This is a genomic window from Siphonobacter aquaeclarae (assembly GCF_900103285.1).
GTDB lineage: Bacteria > Bacteroidota > Bacteroidia > Cytophagales > Spirosomataceae > Siphonobacter > Siphonobacter aquaeclarae.
Genome location: NZ_FNGS01000002.1, coordinates 609,389 through 628,965, shown reverse-complemented (window position 1 = coordinate 628,965; position 19,577 = coordinate 609,389). Strand labels below are relative to the sequence as shown.

Genomic DNA, 19,577 nt, shown 5'->3' with positions numbered 1-19,577 from the left:
TCAGTTGATTTTGATATGTCCGTGCATGACCTTCATGAAGGTACAAAATTGCGTGTAGTACCCCCGGTTGGCCGTTCGGGGATCGGTAATGACGGCGCCCGAATTGTCGAGGTGAGTGACGGCGCCGCCGCCCGGCTTGTGTGACCATCGTCCGTTTTTGCCCTTCCGGTACCAGTGAAAATCCTTGAATGCAGGCCCGGGAGCGATAACGAGCGCCACCAGGTGACCATCTTTCGGGCAGACGTTATTGGCATTGGGGGTATCGATGAGGCAATCGGCTATCGCGCCGTCCCGCACACTACGCTGCCCCGCCGGAACGACGCAGCTGGTATAGTTGGTATACATCGCTCCGGCGGCGCGCCCGGGCTGAGCATAGCTGTCGGAGCGGTAGTTGGTGGCATAGTTGTAGCAATTATTGCGGGGCTGAATAGTGGGTACGTTCCACCAGGCGGGCTCATAAAGCGGCGCGCAGCTGCAGGGTTGCAGTATTTCGAGGATCGGCGGATCAAAGACGCGGTGACCGATGGTTTCGAATTCCTTTCGTCTGGCTGCCATATCATCCCGCAAAAAATCCCGGAAACCACGCCCCAGCCCCCGCGTATTCCGGAAGCCGGAGAGCCGGTCGAGCAGAAACGACTCAGCTCCCTTATCGGATGCTTCGGCCGTTAGTTCCTCGCTGTATATCCGCTCCGGCGTCAGGGTAAAAAGTGCCGGGAAACCGGCAGCGGGCTCGTCGAGTTGTTCGACGATAATGCCGCGGTACCCGAGCCGGAAGGGGAGTTCTTCTTTTCGGGCAGAAAGCTTTCCGGTCGGTTCGGCCCGCCGGAGAAAATCGGCGGCTTCGCGGCCTTCCAGCGTCAGCGTCGGGTTTGGTCGTCCGCTGAATACATCGAGCGTAAGCTGAAGTTTCATTGTTTCGCAGAAGAAGGTTGAACAAAAAAATCCCCCGGAGGTGGTCCGGGGGAGTAAAGTTGAGCAGGTGCCGGGAGGGAGGCAATCCCTCATTTATGGGATGGCAGGTTCGGCGCGGGTGAGGCGGCCTACCGTCAATCCCTGCACAATAAGAGAGAATACAACGACGAAGTAGGTGATGGCCAGAAAGAGATTCTTGTTCAGCGCCTCGTCGATCGACAGCGCCAGCGCTACCGATACTCCACCGCGCAGGCCGCCCCATACCAGGATAACGATGGACTTACGGTCCAGTTTTTCCCGGAACGGAATCAATACCGCCGGACCCTTTATCGACAAGTACCTGGCGAGCAGCACGATGGCAATTGCCAGCAGACCGATCTGCCAGTACCGTCCCAGATCCGGAATCAGCAGCAGTTCGAATCCGATCAGCAGGAAGAGACAGGCATTCATGATTTCATCAATCAGCTCCCAGAATTTCTCAAGGTAGTCCTGGGTCACTTCCGACATCGCACGGGCTTTTCCGTAGTTGCCGACCACCAGACCCGCCGCAACCATTGTGAGCGGGCCGGAAATATGCATGGCCTGGGAGAGGAGGTACCCGCCCATGACGATGGCAAGGGTAATCAGGACAGCAACTTTGTAGTCGTCGATGACCTTCATCGCTCTGGAACCTGCGAAACCAAGCAGCAGCCCGACGGCCAGACCGCCCAGCGCTTCTTTCGCCAGAAGAACCGATACGGCACTGAGTGAAATATGCGTGGTACTCTGGCGGGCCATTTCGAGGAGGGTGACGAAGACGACTACCGCGACGCCGTCGTTGAAAAGCGACTCGCCGGCGATCTTGGTTTCGAGCGACTTCGGTACGCCCGCCGCCTTCAGGATACCCAGTACCGCAATCGGGTCGGTCGGTGAAATCAGCGCTCCGAAGACGAGACACTGGATCAGCGGAATGTCCATTCCAAGCCACTGAAGGGCATAATAGAGCATGGCGCCGACGGCGAAGGTCGACAGCAGCACACTCACCGTCGAGAACACAATGACAAAACGTTTTTGCTCTTTGAGGTCGTCCATGTGAATATGAATCGCCCCGGCAAAAAGCAGGAAGTTGAGCATGGCTCCCATCAGGATTTCTTCCAGGTTGACCCGGCCGAGAAACCCGACGGCGTGCTCAAATAAGCCCGGATTGTATTTACCTGCGGCGACGAGGAAGACCGATGCGACCATGGCGATGACCATTATACCGATCGTTGCCGGAAGTTTCAGAAAGCGGAGGTTCAGGTACGCGAACACCGCCGACAGCACAATGAGAACAGAAAAGGTGTAGTATAACTCCATAAAGCAATCGGTTTTCCGGGGAGATTGGTTGCCGGATGATTTGTTTGTAAAAAAGTAACTCAATTTTTGGGGAAATGGTTGTGATTTTGCCTGTTCTAATGAAATTCTAATAAAGAAAATAGGATTTGATTGCCAAAAACACAAAAACGAGGCTGTCCGGAAAAAGGCGTATCTTTCCTCCACTTAATCGGCTGAACCCATGAAACGCATCCTGGCTCTGTTGCTCCTGACTTCTTTCGCTCAGGCGCAGACGGTGGTCCGAACCGAAGGAGGGCTGGTCTCCGGTACCGGCGCCGCTCCTGTGGTTTTCAAAGGTATTCCGTTTGCTGCGCCGCCTACGGGCGACCGGCGCTGGCGGCCACCTCAACCCGTCCAGCTGTGGGACGGCGTCCGGAAGGCAGACCGCTTTTCCGCAAGCCCGATGCAATCCGCTCCCGTGCCGTTTTCGGCCTATACGATGGAATTTCTGATTCCACCCGACCCCATAGGCGAAGATTGCCTGTATCTCAATGTCTGGACCAGCGACGTCCGGTCACGAAAGCCGGTCCTCGTCTGGATATACGGCGGCGGGTTTACGAGCGGTTCAGGATCGGTGCCGATTTATGACGGAACGGAACTGGCCAAGCGGGGTATTGTCGTCGTCACGATCAACTACCGCGTTGGCGTATTCGGTTTTCTGGCCCATCCCGAACTGACGGCGGAGGAAGGCTCCTCGGGTAATTACGGCATGCTCGACCAGCTCGCTGCACTGCAATGGGTACAGCGCAATATCGCTGCTTTCGGCGGCGACCCGGCTCGGGTAACCATTGCCGGACAGTCGGCCGGATCGTTCAGTGTCAGTACCCTCATGGCTTCTCCGCTGGCGAAAGGTCTTTTCCGGCAGGCAATCGGCGAGAGCGGGTCCCTGTTCCGCCCGGCGCCGGAGTACCTGCTGGCCAATGCCGAGAAAGAAGGGCAGGCGTATGTTGCCTCGCTTGGCGTATCGTCGGTAAAAGCGTTGCGGCAACTCCCGGCAGACCAGCTGCTGAAGAAATACCGCGGCCGGCCGCGCCCCGTGATTGACGGAGAGGTACTTCCGGCCGATCTGCCCGCTATCTTTTCACAGGGCCGTCAGAACGACGTCACCCTGCTCACCGGCTGGACGGAAGGCGACGGCAGCCTGGCGTGGCTGTCCAAAGTCAAAACAGCAGACGAGTATCAGGCATACGCCCGTACCCGCTACGGCGCGAAAGCTCCGGCGTTTCTGGCGGTATTTCCGGGAAATACGGATCCGGAAGCGAAACAGAGTCAGGCAAGAATCTTCCGGGATACGCTGTTTGCGTCTCAGGACTATACCTGGGCGAAGCTTCAGGTCAAAACGGGTAGTCAGCCGGTATATGTGTACTCGTTCGGACACGTTCCGGCAGGCTCGCCGGAGCAGGAAGAACTCGGCGCTTTTCATACGTCTGAAGTACCCTACGCCTTTCATAACCTGAACCGCTGGAACCGCCCCTGGACGCCGAAAGACCGGCAAATGGAAGAAATGATGTCCGCTTATTGGGTCAATTTCGTGAAAACGGGCAACCCCAATGGAAAGGGGCTGCCCGTCTGGCCGGCGTTTCAAACCGGAAAAGAAGAAGTACTGGACATCGGGAAGGACGTTCGTCACGGTCCCGCCAAAATCAAAAACGAACTCGAATTACTCGATTCCCTGAAAAAATAAACTACCGGGCCTCCAGGCGCAGGGCTACTCCTCCGGACGGAGCCAGGTCAAAAGTCAGCGAGCCGGACGCCGTCACGGTTTCGGTACGCTGGCGGATACTGCCGTTTCCGTCGTCTTCGTGAATCACGGCGCGGTATGTTTTTCCTTTCGGAAGAAAACCGAAACCGATGATTTGCTTGCGGGCGGAGGTATTGGTAATCAGGCCGATCCACCAGTTTGCGCCTTTCCGCCGGGCCACGGTCACAAACTCTTCGGGCGTACCTGCCAGCACGCGGGTATCGTCCCAGACCGTCGGCAGGTCTTTCCAGAATTCGACTTCTTTCCGATTGGGATAATCCTCCGGCTTCCCGTACCAGTAGAGGTATTGCAGTGGACTGAAGTAGATTACGGAGATAGCCAGCTGGTGCGCCTTCGTGTTTTTTAGTCGTTTTTCGTTGAAACAGAAGGTATAATCCGCCGCGCCGGCTATAAACCGCGTGAAGGGCAGGACGGTATTATGGGTCGCATCCGGAAACTCCTCGTTACCCCGGATACCTTCCTGTGTGAGCAGGTTCGGATAGGTACGGGAAAAACCGGAGGGGCGGAATTCATCGTGAATATCCAGTACCATGTTGTACCGGGCGGCTTTCCGGATGGCGTCGTGCAGCCAGCGGGTCCAGTGGTGCGAACCGGTATGCACGAATCCGAATTTGATACCGGCAACGCCCCATTGGTGGTAGAGCGGGAGGATGTCATCGAGCTGCCGCTCCAAGGCACGGTGATTCACGTAGAGAATAACTTTCTTTCCCTTTGCTTTCGCGTAGGCGATTACTGCGGGCAGGTCCAGGTCGTTTTTCGGGTTCCGGCGCGGGTCTACGTTTACCTTCGTGGCGTCAGATGCCGCATCGTATTCATGTCCGTACCAGCCCGCATCAAAGTGAATGTATTCAATGTTTTGTTCGACGGCGAAGTCGACAAGTTTCTTCGCGCCGCTGGTCGACAGCGTCACCTCCCGCATGACTTTTCCCGGTTGTATCCAGGCGGTTTCTTTCAGTTCGTTCGGAGGGTTGAGGTTCAGGATCAGGTAGTTATGTTCGAGTATGTCGCCCGGTTTTTCGCCGGTGAGCACTACCCGCCAGGGCAGCGCCCAGGGAGAGGTCTCGGTGACTTCGCCGAACAGCTGCGTCGTCAGCCGGTTTTTTCCGACGGTTTTCAGGCGGGCGCGGGGGTAGTTGGTCTGCTCGGCCTGGGCGATGCAGGCCCAGCGATTGTCCGGCAGCCGGAGGGTCAGCGGCATTTCCGCATCCCGCTCCCAGTTTTCGAGGGGACGCTTCCGGTAGGACGTCTGGGCACGCTCCGTCCAGTAGCCTTCGGTACCTTCCGGCAAGTGGAATTCCGTCAGCTCCGCGCCGAGGTCGAGTATCTGCGTACGGCCTTCTTCCGGGAAGAAATACCGGAATGCGACGCCCTCGTCATACGCCCGGGCAACGACCTGAAACGTACCGCGGTCCCGGTCGGCATGGCGCAGTGTTACGGTCAGTTCCCGGTAGCGATCGGGTATTTCGGAACGTTCACCCCAGACGGGTTTCCAGGTCGTACTGACTTCGCGGCGGGCGGTGCGGATTACCTGCAGGTTCTTGTCCCAGGACCGGCCGGAGGGCAGGTTGGTATTATCTGCCAGGCCCAGCCTGGACGGAAGAATGACGGCCTGGCCGTTTTCCGTAATGTCGTACGACGGGATGCCACCCGGAAGCAGGGAAAAGCGGAATTGCAGTTTGCCGTTTGGCGACAAAATCCGGAGTGAATCCTGTGAGAAGGCTCCGAGCGGAAGGAGTAACAGCAGTAAAAGACGGCGCATGAGAAGTTGGAAAAAGCGGTTGGGACAGATGGCGCGGGCCTTCGGCCCGCGCCATCTGTTTACTGGATCAATACCCCGGATTCTGGGAAATCTTGACGTCCAGGTTGGCGTCGATGAATTTCTGGGGAATAGGGAACAGCTCGTGTTTCGCGTCGATGGCGGTACCGGTTTTGGGGTTGTATTTCTTCACCCGGTCGACCAGCACATTGCTCCCCGCCAGGTATCCGAACCGGACGAGCGTCCGCCGCCGGGGTTCTTCCATGATCAGTTCGCGGACGCGTTCGTCGAGGATATAATCGAGCGTCGCTTTAGCCGCCGTCACCGGTTTGGCCCTGGCGCGGGCACGGAGTACGTTCAGGTCGTCTGCGGCTTTCTGCGCATCTCCTTTCCGGATATAGGCTTCGGCTCGGAGCAGGTATGTTTCGGCCAGCCGGATTTTGTAGAAATCGACGAAGGTCCGCCCGGCGGTATTCCCTGCCAGCGGATCGCCTTCCAGTTTGCGGGTATAGGGATAGTACCAGCCCGAATTGAGGGTATCGATCTTCGCCGCGACGGGATCTACCTTCTTCAGAAAATAAGCCGAAGTAGGGTTATTGTAGTAAAAATTACGGCGCATGTTGTATTGTGAATTCCGCATGTCGTTCCAATCTTCCTTCCATACGTCGTAAGAGGCGTAAGGTGTGCCCATTACCCAGCCAACCGGTCGTCCGAGGCTGTCGCACACCACCATCCCCGATTTTCCGTCGGGGTCCTTGATGTTGTGGTAGGCGGCACCCCAGGCGCGCATGCTGCTGTTGCCGCCGAAGGCCGTCGGGTTGGTGGCGTTGGAATAGGCGACGCCCCCTGGCGTCTGGTATTCAAACTGAATGGCCCAGATGGTTTCGGTATTGGCAGCCAGGTTCTGGTTTTTGTCCCGGAAGAGATCGGAAAATACGTCGCCCGGTAGCCCCGTCTTGCTGCCAAACCGTTCGGTCATCAGTTTGTGAATGCCATCGCCGATGACCGCCGTGGCCGACTGAATAGCCTTGTCATTATCGCCCAGCGCCAGGTATATCTCTGTAAGTACGTGATCAGCGGCGGCTTTGGTAATCCGGCCGGGAGCGGCGGGTGTCTTCGGCAGCCATTGCGAAGCGAATTCCAGGTCCTGGCGCGCAAAGTCGAGCAGATCCTTCCGCGGCGCGCGGGTGTAGTCGGTCTTCGGTGTCGTCTGAACTTTGTCGACCAGCGGCACGTCTCCGTACAGATTCACTAAGATGTTATAGGTATAGGCCCGGAAGAAACGCGCTTCGGCGACAATGGCATTCTTTTCCGCATCACTGGCCCATTTGGCGGCCGGCTTGTCGGCATATTCGATGACGATATTGGCGCGGGGAATCATCTTCAGGTACGCCCATTCCCACCAGTAATCGACCGAAAACAAAGTCGGCGTCAATGAAATGTTATAATCCCGCAGCAAGGTCGAAACCGCACCCGACTGATAGGCATCCGTGCCGATGTTCATCGCGTGGAGGTTCTCGGTATCGGTACCAAACAGCTCGTCCCGGGCGGCCGAATGCAGGCCCGTAATGGCGGTTTCAAACCCGGCCTTGTCTACCAGCACTACATCCGGGTTAAGAAACGCGAGCGGTTTTTCGTCCAGTACGCTGTCTTTGCAGGACGTCAGAAGCAGAAAAAACAGGAGATATCGGAAGTTTTTCATGGTCGTGAAGATCAAAAGCTGATGTTGAGGCCGCCGGTGAAGGAGCGTGGCATGGGAAATCCGCTGGCTGTTGAGCCGCTTTCCGGATCAAAACCCGGCCAATCCGTAAACGTGAGCAGGTTTTTCCCGCTGACAAACGCCCGCAGGTTGCTCATTTTCCATGACTTGACAAGCTTCTGCGGAAATTCATACGACAGCGCGATGTCCTGGATCCGCACAAAATTCCGGCTCACGTAATACCCGTGGCCATATGGATTGGTATACACCAGCGAAGACATTTTATTGGACTTGTTTTCCGCCGTCCACCAACCGTTGTCGGGGAAGTTGGCGGCGCTTCCCGGAAAGTTGTTACTCGGGATCATCTGGCTGTAATTCGCGATCCAGCCGGAGAGGGAGTTGACAAAGACTGATAGCGTAAACTGCTTGTATTTCAGGGTATTGGTAAAGCCCCAGCGGTATTGCGGATCGTCGGTCTGCCCGAGTACTGCCCGGTCGTCGGTGGTGATTTTACCGTCTCCGTTGATGTCTTTCAGCCGGTAGAAGCCGGGTTTGTACCCCGTCGGAAGCTGGTCGCCCTCCTGGTATACGCCGTCGATTTTGTAGTCATAGGCCACCCGGATCGGTTGGCCGATAAACCAGCGGTTGCCCAGGTCATCGTCTTCCCGACCGTCTCCATTGGTATCGCGGCGGTAGATATGGACGATCTTATTTTTGTTGACCGAAAACACCAGGTTACTGCTCCATTCCCAGGGTCCCTGCTTGATATTGAGGGTATTGAGGGTGAATTCCATACCCCGGTTGCTCGTCGCCCCGAGGTTGGTAATGACCGTCGAAAAGCCGTTCGGCGTCGGGATACTCCGGTTGAGCAGCAGGTTTTTGGTATTCATGGAATAGTACTCGATTGTACCGCCGATACGCCCTTTAAACAGGTCGAAGTCGATCGCAGCATTCGCCGAAGTAGTCGTCTCCCATTTCAGATCCGTATTGGCCATGCCCGAAGGGTAGGTGCCGGTATAGGTAGGACTGCCGTCTCCGAAAACATACTGTGCTGTACCTGAGCGGCTTAGGGATTGGTACGGGGAAATCGCCTGGTTGCCGACCGATCCGTACGACAGCCGTACTTTCAGCATGTCAATCGCACTGATGGTTTTCAGGAAAGGCTCGTCCGACGCGATCCAGGCCAATGCCGCCGACGGAAACGTTGCATATTTATTATTCGCCCCGAATACCGAGCTGCCGTCCCGCCGCGCGGTGAGTGTCAGCAGGTAACGGTCCCGGAAGCGGTAGTTGAGGCGGAGCATGGAAGATACCCCGTCGACCATCGAAGCGCCCGACGTAGTCTGCTGTACCTGCGCCAGGCCGAGGTTATTCCAGCCGTTGGCGCCGTTGAAGAAGTTGGAGGCCGTCGCCGTCGTCGATTCCGACTGGCTATGGTTGCGGCCGTACAGCAGCGTCACGTCAAACGAATGATTTTCATTCAGTTGTTTCTGATACGTCGCGATGTTTTCGAGTACCCAGTCAAATACTTCGGTATTGTACTTGCTGGCATTGGAAAGGATATTATCCCCGTTGCGCTGGTAGGCAGGCTCAAACAGGTAGTTGTGATTCCAGCGGTAGTTCGGCGAGTAGTTGACCCGATAGCTCAGGCCTTTGAGAAAGGGCAGGTCTACTTTCGCGTAAAAATTGCTGAAGAGGTTGTTGTATACTTCCGAATTGGACCGGCGAAGGGAATTGAACAGCGGGTTCGGAACCAGTTGCACGTCCTGCGGGAAGCGCACCGGGTCCGTTTGCGCATCGTCATACCACATCTTCGCAAACGGGCTGAGCTGAGAAGCCCAGTTCATCGCCACGTCCACGCCGGAGAGATCCCGCTGGGCAAAAGTGGCGTTGAGCCCTACGGTCAGCCAGTCGGCAACCTTGTTTTCGAGGTTGCTGCGCAGGGTAATCCGCTTGGCTTTGTCCATGTAGATGAGGCCCTGCTCGTCGACAAAGGCCCCGGATACCAGGTAGTTCGTCCGTCCGGACTGACCGGCGATGCTCAGGTCATACGACTGCATACCGGCTTTTTGTGAGACAACGTCCCAGGGATCAATCGTCCGCCCTGCTTTGTAATTTTCCACTTCCGTGTTTTGCAGGTACATGTTGATCTGGGAAGGATCGGCGTCCTGCCCGTTCTGCGCCCGGTAATCGAGCGTCTTCTGGATGTAGCGTTCCGGCGTCAGCAGTTTGACGCGGTTGCTCCAGTTCGAGAAGCCATAAAAGCTGTTGACACGGATGGTCGGTTTGTCGCTTTTTCCCCGCTTTGAGGTGATGAGAATAACCCCGTTAGCTGCGCGGGAGCCGTAAATGGCTGCTGCTGAGGCGTCTTTGAGGATTTCCATCGACTCGATGTCGTTGGGGTTGATATCCGCCAGACTGCCGTTGAAAAAGATACCGTCGAGTACGATCAGCGGGTCGTTATTGGCGGTGATCGACCGCCGGCCCCGTACCATGATGGAGCCGCCCTGTCCCGGCCGGCCGGAATCGGTGAACTGCACCCCGGCAACGCGTCCGCGCAGTGCCTGGGAGATATTGGTATTCGGAAGGTTCTCGGTCTGTGCCATGGGAATTTTCGCGACAGAGCCGGTTACTTCCCGGCGGGATTGTTGTCCGTACCCGACTACGACTACCTCCGTCAGTGCTTTCGTATCCGAATCCAGCGTAATCCGGAGTACGGTTTGGCTGCCGATCGGTACTTCCTTCGGCTGGTACCCGACCGAGGAGACCAGCAAGGTTCCCGGCCCATCCGGAACGGTAAGGGTGAAATGCCCCTCGGCATTCGTGGTCGTACCAACGGCGGCGTTGTCTTTCAGCCGGACCGTCGCGCCGGGTATGCCTGCGCCCTTGTCGTCCAGGACATCGCCGGAAATCAGCCGGGCCGGCTTCTCTGCCCGAAGGGGAATAGGAATCGAAACAGGCTGCGGGATCTTTTCGGGACTGCGCTTGAGAATCACCCGTTTACCGGCTACTTCATACCGGACGGCCTCCTGTTTCAGGATGGCGTCAAGGACATCGGAAAGCCGCTCTTCCCGGAATTCCAGCGAAGGCAGCATGTCTTTCCGGAAAATCCGGGGATTGTACATAAACGGAATGCCCGTCGCGCGGGAAACCTGCAGCAGCGCCTGTTCGGGCGTCACGCCCGACAACTGCACACTGATCCGGCGATCGAGCAGTTCCTGCCCGGATACGTCGTACGCGTACGTCAGGGTAGTAAAGGCGAGTATCAGTAGAATTTGGTAGGCGCTGAATCGCATGATTCTTAGCAAAACAGAATGGAACTGTAGTCCTTTTCTCATAGATTTGAGAGATTTTGTCGGTTTCTAGACGGCAAAAAATTCCCCTTCATCCGGTTTGGATTTGCTTTTCGACGATCGCAAAGGGGGAATACTTCAGAGTCGGTGATGCGGGAACATCGCCGGCTCTTTTTTTGCGGCCGTTACGGCCGCGCAAGTGGTCACGTTGGTTTCTTCATAGAGGACAAGAGCAGGAGTTAGCAGTTAGGATAATCAATCACAGCCTTTACTATCGACCGCAATCCGGGTCGTCGTTTGCTGGACGAAACTGGCGTCCAGCGTCTGGCAGATCAGGTTTAGTTTCTCTGTCAGCGGCTCATCGTCCAGCGAAGCCGTGAGGTAGCAGTTTTTCATCCGCACCGGATCATACTGGATTTTCACGCCATAGGCCTTTTCCAGCGTCGCAAATACGTCGCTCACCGGGGCGTTGCTGAATTCGAAATGCTGCTGATGAACCGGATTTTTGAGGGAAACCGGCACCGAGAGTGACCGCGTCAATTCATTATTCCGGAGGATAACCTGCTGGTCGGGCAGGAGGACGAGTCCCGTCAGTTGCGTATTCTTTTCCTGTGCTGAGGCTTCTCTGGGTCGGAAGACGGATACCTTACCCGTTTTGACCATCACCCGCGCATCACCCTGACGCGAGCGGACCGTAAAGCTGGTTCCCACTACTTTGGTAACCAGACTGGCGGTATAGACGAAAAACGGCTTCTGCGGGTTCTTGGCGACTTCAAAAAACGCTTCACCCGTTAACGATACCTTCCGGAGTGAATCGGTAGAGAAGGTCGCGGCATAGGTCAGGCTGCTTTGCGGCTGGAGGTCGACCGAACTGCCGTCCGGAAGCAGAACTAGTTGGCGGGTACTTCCGGCCCGTACCACAATGTCTGTCGGCGCGACGGCCGTGAGAGCAGGTACCGCTGTTTCTGTCCGGAAAAACCAGAAAGCGCCCAAAAGCATAACAGCCACCGCCGCAGCGATACCTGCCGGGCGGCGGTACCATTTCCGGAGCGCCGGACGCGTATCTTCGAGAATGCGGGAAACCCCCTGATCTACTTCCTGATCCGTCGGTGAAAGGGTTTGCGCTTCAAGCGTCAGCAGGATTTCCCGGGCTTTTTGCCATTCACCCGCCGGATGCTCCGCCACATAGGCTTCCCAGAAGCGGATATCTTCATAGGTACCCTGATCGGTTGCCCAGCGACGAAACGAATCGTCCCGAAGATAGTCCTCGAAAAGATCAAAAGTTTTCATTGAAAAAGCCTATAGTTGGGGTTCTACAGGAATAATTAGCCGGAAAGGGAAATCTACCCTTCGCCGTTGAAAAAAAAATCCGGAAAAATGGCTGTCAGGCCAGGAAGGAAAAGAGGGGAAGTGCCGCCAGCGATATCCAGAGGCTGAATTGCCGCGCATACTGACGCAGCGTAAGAAGCGCCTTGTGCAGGTGATTGGAGACGGACTGGGTACTGATATCCATGATACCGGCAATCTGACTGACGTCCATGCCTTCGTAGTAGCGGAGGTAAATAGCTTCCTGCTGGCGGGCGGGCAGCCGTCCGATCAGCAGTTCGAGTTTAGGGGAAGCATCGTCGTCGTGCGCAAAATGGCTGGTATCTTCTTCGAATGCGGTTCCGGTGACGGCCTCTTCGTCGGTCCACCCGCGTTTCCGGATGCGGTCGAGTTCGAGGAGAATTTTATTCCGGAACGCCGTGAGCAGGTACCGGCGGATGGAATCCGTGCTGTTGACGGTCCGCCGCTTTTCCCATAAATACACGAAAAGATCGTGGAGGCAGTCTTCGAGCAGGGCCTTGTCCCGCGTATAGCGGCTGCCAAAGCGAAACAGGCTTTTGTAATGCCCGCTGACGATTTCCTCGAATGCCATACGGTCCCCGTTCCGGAAGCGGTCCCAGAGAACGTGATCGGGTATCGGGGGTGACAACGGAGGCATGGCCGCAAAAATGGAAAATTATCCGGATAAAACAGGACAGAACGGATACCCGGATAAGACAGGGTTGCAAAGGTAGATACCCTTAGGCATTGCCGGATAAATTTACAGAAGATCGGTACTTTAAAACGGTTTGCGACACGGGTTTCCTCGGCTTTTTACGGCATTACGCTATCTTTGCCCCCCGATTGCGTTTTTATTAAATCCGGAATTTCGAATTTTCTACATATGGCCGAACAAAAAGAAGTTGCTGGCTCGCTCAAGGACATCATCGCCCACGCCAAGGAGTACGGCTTCGTTTTCCCCTCTTCTGAAATTTACGACGGACTTCAGGCCGTGTACGACTATGGTCAGTACGGCGTTGAACTGAAAAATAACCTCAAAACGCTGTGGTGGAAGGCCATGACGATGCTCAACGACAACGTTGTAGGTATCGATGCCGCCATCTTCATGCACCCGCTTACCTGGAAGGCTTCCGGTCACGTTGATTCCTTCAACGATCCGATGATCGACAACAAGGATTCGAAAAAACGCTACCGTGCCGACCAGTTGCTGGAAGCCAAGGCAGAAGAATACTCGGCAAACGGCCACCCGGAGCGCGGCGCGGCGCTGCTCCACCAGATGGGCCGCCTGCTCGACGCCGGCGACCTCACCGGCGTACGCGAACTCATCATCGAAGAAGGCATCGTATGCCCGGTTTCCGGAACTGACAACTGGACGGAAGTACGCCAGTTTAACCTCATGTTTTCGACGCAGGTCGGAGCCGTTTCGGACGACGCCAGCCTGATCTACCTTCGTCCCGAAACGGCACAAGGTATTTTTGTCAACTTCCTCAATGTTCAGAAGACCGGCCGGATGAGAATTCCCTTCGGTATTGCCCAGATCGGGAAGGCCTTCCGGAACGAAATCGTTGCCCGCCAGTTTACCTTCCGCATGCGGGAGTTCGAACAGATGGAAATGCAATTTTTCTGCCGCCCCGGCACCGAAATGGAATGGTACGAGACCTGGAAGAACGCCCGTCTCCGTTTCCACCAGGCCGTGGGTATTCCGGCTGAAAAACTGCGCCTGAAACCACACGACAAGCTGGCTCACTATGCCAACGCCGCGGTAGATATCGAGTTTCAGTTTCCGTTCGGATTCCGTGAAATTGAAGGTATCCACTCCCGGACCGACTTTGACCTCAAAGCGCACCAGGAGCTGTCCAAAAAGAAACAACAGTATTTCGATAACGACCTCGACGAAAACGGCAAGCCCTATGGCAATTACATTCCGTATGTCGTTGAAACGTCTGTCGGTGCAGATCGCCTTTTCCTGGCGGTATTCTGCAACGCATACACCGAAGAAACGGCCGAAGACGGCAAGACCCGTACTTACCTGAAGCTGCACCCGGCCGTCGCTCCGATCAAGGCGGCGATTCTTCCGCTGACGAAGAAGGACGGTCTGCCGGAAAAAGCACGGGAGATCTACAACAGCCTCAAATTCGACTTCAACGTCTTCTACGAAGAAAAAGACGCGATCGGAAAGCGCTATACCCGTCAGGATCTGATCGGTACGCCGTACTGCATCGCTGTGGATTACCAGACACTGGAAGACAATACCGTGACGATCCGTCACCGCGACTCCACCGAACAGGAGCGCGTCGCCATCGCTGACCTGAAAGCCAAAATCGGCTATGCAGTATCGGCGGAGCGTGTATTCGAAAAGCTGTAGGAAATGGAAGGAATTACTGCCCGGCCGGAGTCGTCCCACTCGGACGACGCGGCCCGGCTCCTTGCCGGAGCGGTTGCTGAGCTCAACCGCCGCTACCCCGAATTCGGCGCGACGCCTTATGATCCCACCGAAGCCGATCAGCCCGGCGCCGCTTTTGTAATTGCCCGCAAGGCAGACGGAGAAGCGGTCGGTTGTGGTGCCCTGCGTCCGTTCAGAGAAGGCGTAGCCGAAATCAAGCGGATGTTTGTGCCGGAGCAATACCGGCGACGGGGAGTTTCCCGGGAGATTATGGTCGGCCTGGAATCCGCTGCCGAAGCCGCCGGATACGATTGGGTAGTCCTGGAAACAGGCGTCCGCCAGCCGGAAGCGATCGCGCTGTATGAAAAGGTCGGATACGACCGGATTCCGAATTACGGCAGGTACGAAGGCGATGATCTTAGTGTCTGTTTCGCCAAAAAAATAAAAAAAGATACCCGGCGTGAACTGATTCTGTAACCGGCTGAGAATCTGTTCTTCTGCAAAGACAATAGTCAAGTAATACTCGAGTAGTTTCGTCGGAATCACCCCCTGAATGCCCGCTTTTGCAACAAGCGGGCATTTTTATTTCCGGGTATCGGTGTCTACTTTTAGGGACCTCCGGGTGCCAACTAACCGATTTTTATGCTGAGAAAAGTTCTTCTAACAGGGGTTTTCTTCTGTTTCCTGAATGTATCTTTTGCCCAACGGGCCGCAGTTGACACAGTTCGCGCGACGACACTCGAATCCGTTTCGGGAGACGTATTGGATTTCGCCGAAAAACACCTTCATATCCGGTACCGCTCCGGCGGAACCTCGCGTGGAGGCTTCGATTGCAGCGGTTTTGTCCGGTTCTGTTTTCAGAAGTTCGGCATGCTGCTCCCGCATTCCAGCGCCTCCATGGGGGTATTGGGCCACGCAGTGGATACCCGGGACGCCCGTCCGGGAGATCTCATCTTCTTCAAGGGAAGTAATTCCCGTGCCAGCCGCATCGGCCATGTCGGCATTGTCTCCGAAGTAAAAGACGGCAAAATCCGGTTCATACATTCTGCTCACAACGGCGGCGTCCGGTTCGACTGGCTTCACGCCGAGGCCTACTACCAGCGACGCTTCACCGGTGTCCGCCGGGTGATCGGGGTGTTGGATTTTTTGCCGGGACGGTAGGGCGTGGCTATGAGCTTTAAGCGGTGGGCTGTAAGCTATAGGCAGCGGACATCCTATCGCAGTAATCAAGTCAGTTTCGTTATACTTTTCTGCTTTTTCTCCATGGTATAGCCGGCAGCCGCCGGTAGTAAGCTCCGAACAGGAAGTACGTTTGTCTTCCGATTCAAGCAATACACCTGATCCCTGCGACCGTTGGCTTCAACGGTCGTTTTCTGCTTTGCCTCCCCGTACGACTCGGCAGCCCGATGCCTAAAGCCTACTGCATATAGCTTAAAGCTAGATATGTCTTATTTATTTGTCATAATGTAAAATATACTTTACTTTTAGTCCGTTATACTTGCGGAATGGACGCCTGGCCAGCGGATCATACCGGAACCTCCAAACAAAAACAAACCATGAAATCCCGTTTTCTTTTTCCGAATAGCTGCAAGAAATGGGGCTGGATCTTAACGATACCGGCTCTTGCATTGGGTTTTTGCACGATGTTTATCGACGATTTTGCTCAGTATTTACCCTGGCTCAACGTTAATCTGCCGGGTTGGTTTATCGGGGCTGATTTTTTGCAGGAAGGGCGGGGCGGCCCGTTTACCCACAACATACTGCCTGAATTGATCGTCACCTTCCTGAGTGCGGGGCTGGTATTGATCGCTTTTTCGAAGGAAAAGGTAGAAGATGAGCGGATCTCACAAATCCGCCTGGAGTCGCTTCAGTGGGGTGTTCTGATCAATGTTTTGTATGTGGTGCTGGCGACTGTTCTGGTCTATGGAGGAAGTTATCTCTCCGTCCTGGTGTACAACATGTTCACGCCGCTGCTTTTCTTTATCATCCGGTTTAACTGGATTTTGTACGTACAACCGCGCTGGGAGCGAAAAGAAGCCTTATGAAGAATACCATCCGAGTCGAGCGCGCGATCCGGGACATTACCCAGGCGACGCTCGCGGAGGCCGTGCAGGTCTCCCGACAGACCATCAACGCAATGGAAGCGAATAAATACGTGCCTTCAGCAGTTCTCGCGCTGAAAATCGCCCGGTATTTTGAAAAGCCGGTGGAGGCGATCTTCGAACTGGAAGAGGGGGATTGATCTTTTCTGTGTAGTCTGTGGCGTCTGTGAGAAAAAAAAATACACACAGACTACACAGACTACACAGAAAATAAATAAAACGGGCTGTCTTCTTCAAAAGACAGCCCATTTAATAACGAAGGAAGCAATCACGCTCCCTCAAACTGGCGCAGGAATCGCACGTCATTTTCCGAATAGAGGCGGAGATCACGCACCCGGTATTTCAGGTTGGCAATCCGCTCAATACCCATTCCGAAGGCGAAGCCGGTGTATTTTTTGGAATCGATGCCGCAGTTTTCGAGAACGTTCGGATCCACCATGCCCGATCCCAGGATTTCCACCCAGCCGGTACCCTTGCACTGGTTCTGGCTGCCGCCGCAGATCCGGCAGCCGCCTTCCCGGTGCATTTCACAGGAAATATCCATTTCGGCGCTGGGCTCGGTGAAGGGGAAGTAGGAGGGGCGGAACCGCACCTGTACTTCCGGTCCGAAGAGCTCCTTTGCAAACTGGTAGAGCGTGTCTTTCAGGTCTTTGAAGCTGACGTTTTCGTCGACATACAGACCTTCAATCTGATGAAAGAAACAGTGCGCGCGGGCCGAGATCGCCTCATTGCGGTATACGCGGCCCGGCATGATGCTGCGCAGGGGCGGCTTCTGGGATTCCATCAGGCGGACCTGCACGCCGGAGGTATGCGTCCGGAGGAGAATATCCTTGCCGGGGCCGTGTTTTTCGATGAAGAAAGTATCCTGCATTTCCCGGGCCGGGTGGTTTTCCGGGAAGTTGAGGGCCGTGAAGTTGTACCAGTCTTCCTCGATTTCCGGGCCGTCTGAAATATTAAATCCAAGGCGTTCGAAAATCTCGATGATCCGCTGGCGAACCAGCGACAACGGGTGCAGGGAGCCGGTTTCGTTCGGTATTACCGGCAGGGTGAGGTCTGTCTCCGGCTCGATCCGGGAACCACCGGCCGCTTCTAGCTTTTCCTGGGCTTCCTGAAACTTTTGCTGAGCGAGATCCTTGAGACCGTTGAGCTCCTGACCCATGGCCCGGCGGTCTTCGGCCGGAACGGTTTTCAGTAAGTCGAACAACCCGGCGACGACGCCCTTTTTGCCTATATAGTTCAGCCGGAAGTCTTCCAGCTGCTCCTTCGTCTCGATGGTATACTCCCCGATACGCCGGCGAATATCCTGTACTTGCTCTATCATGTTGCAAAAATAGGGGATTGAGGCAAACGGCGGGCAGCGGTGAGGGTTTTTGTAGGCTTTAAGCTGTAAGCTGTAGGCTTTAAGCGGGGCTGACCGTCCAACTGCCTACAGCCTACAGCTTACAGCCTATAGCTTACAGCCTACAGCTTCCGGCCAGCTGTTACCGCTCCCCGGCATTTCCCCGACTAATACGTAAAAATACGTAATCGTCGAAATGAGGGAAAAAGGCGCTAGCAGCATAGCCTCCTCAACACGCACCTTTGTATTGTCCAAACAAGATATCGTAACATCTTCAACCTTCAATACTATGTTAAGTCCGTCGCCTTCTTTCGTTGCAACCACCGGCAGGTGGAACATTCCCGCCGGGACACTTCCGGTATTTGACCGTCAAATGCATTTCCTCCCTTTTGAAGAGATTGTAATGATCGAGGGTGACGGAAATTACACGCTTTTTTATTGTACCAATGGCCGTCGGATCATGGTGTCCAAAACACTCCGTGATTACGAAAAGCTGCTGGGTGAGAAACATACCTTTTTCCGGGTACATAAGTCTTACCTGATCAATCTTCAGCACGTCGTTCGCTACGATGTCAAGGGAGAAGACAGTGTGTGGATGAAGAACGGGAAAATCGTCGGGGTAGCGCGCCGCCGCAAGCAGGAGTTTGATCTTGTGATGCGGAAGTTTCAGAGCTACCGCAATGCCATTACTTTTTAGTTTGAGATTCTCTTAGTGGTTAGGTGAATGTAGGAAAACGCCCGGCTGCTGGCCGGGCGTTTCTTGTTGTTCGGGAAAGAGCGTTCTTAAAACAGGCGCATACCGAGTGTCACCTGCCAGTTCTTGGTCTTCTGCCGGAAGGGATTTTCCCCGTTTGGCGTATCGATTTGTACAAAGCGGAGGTTTGACACGCTGTTTTCGTAGCGTACGTCGATATTGAACTTTCCGATATCTACTCCGCCGCCCAGCTGGTACCCCCAGGTGGCCTGGTTGAAGGTATCGTGCCAGTCTTCGTTGGTGTATTTCGTAATCGCTTCCTTGATGCTCTCATTGGTATTGATGACAAACGAAGCGACCGGCCCGGCATTGAGCCGGAGCGGTCCGAGCCGGAGGCCCAGTAGCACCGGTACGTCGATGTTTTCGGTTTTGACCTTTACCTGTTGCGGACTTCCGACCGGGTTGCCCTGGTCATCCAGTACCTGAACCGTGTAGGAGCCGCCTTTGCCGGAGTAGAGTACTTCGGGCTGAATGAAAATCCGGCGACCGAACCGCATGTAGATGCCTCCGACAAAACCGGCCCGCGTCGCCCAGCTTTGCTCCAGGTTTTCCCGGAGCGTCTGGCCGTTGTACTGGCCGTTGGCCAGAAAGTCTCCCGTTTTCAGTTGGGAAAGGTTTGTTCCGCCTTTGATTCCGAGCTGGAAGAACGGAACATTACGCTGTGCATACGTTGAAATGGCGGTGGCCCACAGGATGCCCATCAGGACAAGGCACTTTTTCATGGTCGAAAAGATAAAATGTTGAAGTCGGATCTAAAACGCTGTACCGGGGAAGGATTATTTTGTTGGCTGTCAGCTTTCGGCGGTCAGCTATTGGCTTTAAGCTGTAGGCAGTAGGCTTTAGGCTATCGGCTGTTGGACCTGAGCTTTCGTTATATGTAGGAAGAAAAGAGCTCGTA

16 protein-coding genes are annotated in these 19,577 nt (G+C 55.2%); 7 read left to right on the top strand and 9 right to left on the bottom strand.

What is annotated here, in order from left to right; genetic code table 11:
* Both BLR09_RS06130 and BLR09_RS06125 read right to left on the bottom strand, forming a co-directional pair.
* Positions 1–912 carry a hypothetical protein gene (locus BLR09_RS06130; protein WP_093199129.1) on the bottom strand — a complete coding sequence of 304 codons (912 nt, stop codon included), beginning with the start codon at positions 910–912 and terminating at the stop codon, positions 1–3.
* Between the two features lie 93 nt (positions 913–1,005).
* Positions 1,006–2,247, bottom strand: coding sequence for a cation:proton antiporter (locus BLR09_RS06125; protein WP_093199701.1), 1,242 nt, complete (start codon positions 2,245–2,247; stop codon positions 1,006–1,008).
* Positions 2,248–2,446: 199 nt separating this feature from the next.
* On the opposite strand from BLR09_RS06125, the gene BLR09_RS06120 reads away from it, so the two are divergent.
* On the top strand, positions 2,447–3,949 hold the full coding sequence (locus BLR09_RS06120) for a carboxylesterase/lipase family protein (protein WP_093199126.1): 1,503 nt from the start codon (positions 2,447–2,449) through the stop codon (positions 3,947–3,949).
* A gap of 1 nt (position 3,950) precedes the next feature.
* Here BLR09_RS06120 and BLR09_RS06115 read toward each other — a convergent pair whose 3' ends face one another.
* The 5 genes from BLR09_RS06115 to BLR09_RS06095 all read right to left on the bottom strand — a co-directional run bounded on the left by BLR09_RS06115 (position 3,951) and on the right by BLR09_RS06095 (position 12,693).
* Positions 3,951–5,786, bottom strand: coding sequence for a glycoside hydrolase family 97 protein (locus tag BLR09_RS06115; RefSeq protein ID WP_093199124.1), 1,836 nt, complete (start codon positions 5,784–5,786; stop codon positions 3,951–3,953).
* Between the two features lie 67 nt (positions 5,787–5,853).
* Positions 5,854–7,485 (bottom strand): RagB/SusD family nutrient uptake outer membrane protein, encoded by a 1,632-nt coding sequence (locus BLR09_RS06110; protein ID WP_093199121.1) that lies wholly within the window; start codon positions 7,483–7,485, stop codon positions 5,854–5,856.
* Positions 7,486–7,496: 11 nt separating this feature from the next.
* The gene (locus BLR09_RS06105; RefSeq protein WP_245689874.1) at positions 7,497–10,820 is read right to left on the bottom strand and encodes a SusC/RagA family TonB-linked outer membrane protein; all 3,324 of its coding nucleotides are present in this window, start codon (positions 10,818–10,820) and stop codon (positions 7,497–7,499) included.
* Between the two features lie 210 nt (positions 10,821–11,030).
* Positions 11,031–12,065 (bottom strand): FecR family protein, encoded by a 1,035-nt coding sequence (locus BLR09_RS06100; protein WP_093199114.1) that lies wholly within the window; start codon positions 12,063–12,065, stop codon positions 11,031–11,033.
* Positions 12,066–12,159: 94 nt separating this feature from the next.
* The gene (locus BLR09_RS06095) at positions 12,160–12,693 is read right to left on the bottom strand and encodes an RNA polymerase sigma factor (RefSeq protein ID WP_245689873.1); all 534 of its coding nucleotides are present in this window, start codon (positions 12,691–12,693) and stop codon (positions 12,160–12,162) included.
* Between the two features lie 291 nt (positions 12,694–12,984).
* Here BLR09_RS06095 and BLR09_RS06090 point away from each other — a divergent pair, with 291 nt between their 5' ends.
* From BLR09_RS06090 to BLR09_RS06070, 5 genes are all read left to right on the top strand, one after another.
* Positions 12,985–14,466, top strand: a complete 1,482-nt coding sequence (locus BLR09_RS06090; protein WP_093199108.1) for a glycine--tRNA ligase — start codon at positions 12,985–12,987, stop codon at positions 14,464–14,466.
* Between the two features lie 3 nt (positions 14,467–14,469).
* Complete coding sequence (locus BLR09_RS06085) at positions 14,470–14,961, top strand: GNAT family N-acetyltransferase (RefSeq protein WP_093199106.1); 492 nt, start codon at positions 14,470–14,472, stop codon at positions 14,959–14,961.
* Positions 14,962–15,126: 165 nt separating this feature from the next.
* Positions 15,127–15,645 (top strand): C40 family peptidase, encoded by a 519-nt coding sequence (locus BLR09_RS06080; protein ID WP_093199103.1) that lies wholly within the window; start codon positions 15,127–15,129, stop codon positions 15,643–15,645.
* 395 nt (positions 15,646–16,040) lie between these two features.
* Positions 16,041–16,529, top strand: a complete 489-nt coding sequence (locus tag BLR09_RS06075; protein WP_143011034.1) for a hypothetical protein — start codon at positions 16,041–16,043, stop codon at positions 16,527–16,529.
* A complete protein-coding gene (locus BLR09_RS06070; RefSeq protein ID WP_093199100.1) occupies positions 16,526–16,726 on the top strand; it encodes a helix-turn-helix transcriptional regulator in 201 nt (66 codons plus the stop codon). Before BLR09_RS06075 ends, BLR09_RS06070 begins: the two co-directional genes overlap by 4 nt.
* A gap of 128 nt (positions 16,727–16,854) precedes the next feature.
* On the opposite strand, the gene pheS is transcribed toward BLR09_RS06070, so the two are convergent.
* A complete protein-coding gene (gene pheS, locus BLR09_RS06065; RefSeq protein WP_093199098.1) occupies positions 16,855–17,907 on the bottom strand; it encodes a phenylalanine--tRNA ligase subunit alpha in 1,053 nt (350 codons plus the stop codon).
* A gap of 307 nt (positions 17,908–18,214) precedes the next feature.
* Here pheS and BLR09_RS25470 point away from each other — a divergent pair, with 307 nt between their 5' ends.
* Entirely contained in the window at positions 18,215–18,622 is a 408-nt protein-coding gene (locus BLR09_RS25470) for a LytR/AlgR family response regulator transcription factor (RefSeq protein WP_218126615.1), read from the top strand.
* 86 nt (positions 18,623–18,708) lie between these two features.
* On the opposite strand, the gene BLR09_RS06055 is transcribed toward BLR09_RS25470, so the two are convergent.
* On the bottom strand, positions 18,709–19,401 hold the full coding sequence (locus tag BLR09_RS06055; RefSeq protein ID WP_093199092.1) for a porin family protein: 693 nt from the start codon (positions 19,399–19,401) through the stop codon (positions 18,709–18,711).
* Positions 19,402–19,577 lie beyond the last annotated feature (176 nt).

Bases quoted from the DNA above. Each gene is read 5' to 3' on its own strand.
- BLR09_RS06095 (WP_245689873.1), bottom strand. From the start codon at position 12,693: ATGGCATTCGAGGAAATCGTCAGCGGGCATTACAAAAGCCTGTTTCGC.
- BLR09_RS06080 (WP_093199103.1), top strand. From the start codon at position 15,127: ATGCTGAGAAAAGTTCTTCTAACAGGGGTTTTCTTCTGTTTCCTGAAT.
- BLR09_RS06100 (WP_093199114.1), bottom strand. From the start codon at position 12,065: ATGAAAACTTTTGATCTTTTCGAGGACTATCTTCGGGACGATTCGTTT.
- BLR09_RS06125 (WP_093199701.1), bottom strand. From the start codon at position 2,247: ATGGAGTTATACTACACCTTTTCTGTTCTCATTGTGCTGTCGGCGGTG.
- BLR09_RS06085 (WP_093199106.1), top strand. From the start codon at position 14,470: ATGGAAGGAATTACTGCCCGGCCGGAGTCGTCCCACTCGGACGACGCG.
- BLR09_RS06120 (WP_093199126.1), top strand. From the start codon at position 2,447: ATGAAACGCATCCTGGCTCTGTTGCTCCTGACTTCTTTCGCTCAGGCG.
- BLR09_RS06130 (WP_093199129.1), bottom strand. From the start codon at position 912: ATGAAACTTCAGCTTACGCTCGATGTATTCAGCGGACGACCAAACCCG.
- BLR09_RS06075 (WP_143011034.1), top strand. From the start codon at position 16,041: ATGAAATCCCGTTTTCTTTTTCCGAATAGCTGCAAGAAATGGGGCTGG.
- BLR09_RS06105 (WP_245689874.1), bottom strand. From the start codon at position 10,820: ATGAGAAAAGGACTACAGTTCCATTCTGTTTTGCTAAGAATCATGCGA.
- BLR09_RS06055 (WP_093199092.1), bottom strand. From the start codon at position 19,401: ATGAAAAAGTGCCTTGTCCTGATGGGCATCCTGTGGGCCACCGCCATT.
- pheS (WP_093199098.1), bottom strand. From the start codon at position 17,907: ATGATAGAGCAAGTACAGGATATTCGCCGGCGTATCGGGGAGTATACC.
- BLR09_RS06090 (WP_093199108.1), top strand. From the start codon at position 12,985: ATGGCCGAACAAAAAGAAGTTGCTGGCTCGCTCAAGGACATCATCGCC.
- BLR09_RS06115 (WP_093199124.1), bottom strand. From the start codon at position 5,786: ATGCGCCGTCTTTTACTGCTGTTACTCCTTCCGCTCGGAGCCTTCTCA.
- BLR09_RS06110 (WP_093199121.1), bottom strand. From the start codon at position 7,485: ATGAAAAACTTCCGATATCTCCTGTTTTTTCTGCTTCTGACGTCCTGC.
- BLR09_RS06070 (WP_093199100.1), top strand. From the start codon at position 16,526: ATGAAGAATACCATCCGAGTCGAGCGCGCGATCCGGGACATTACCCAG.
- BLR09_RS25470 (WP_218126615.1), top strand. From the start codon at position 18,215: ATGTTAAGTCCGTCGCCTTCTTTCGTTGCAACCACCGGCAGGTGGAAC.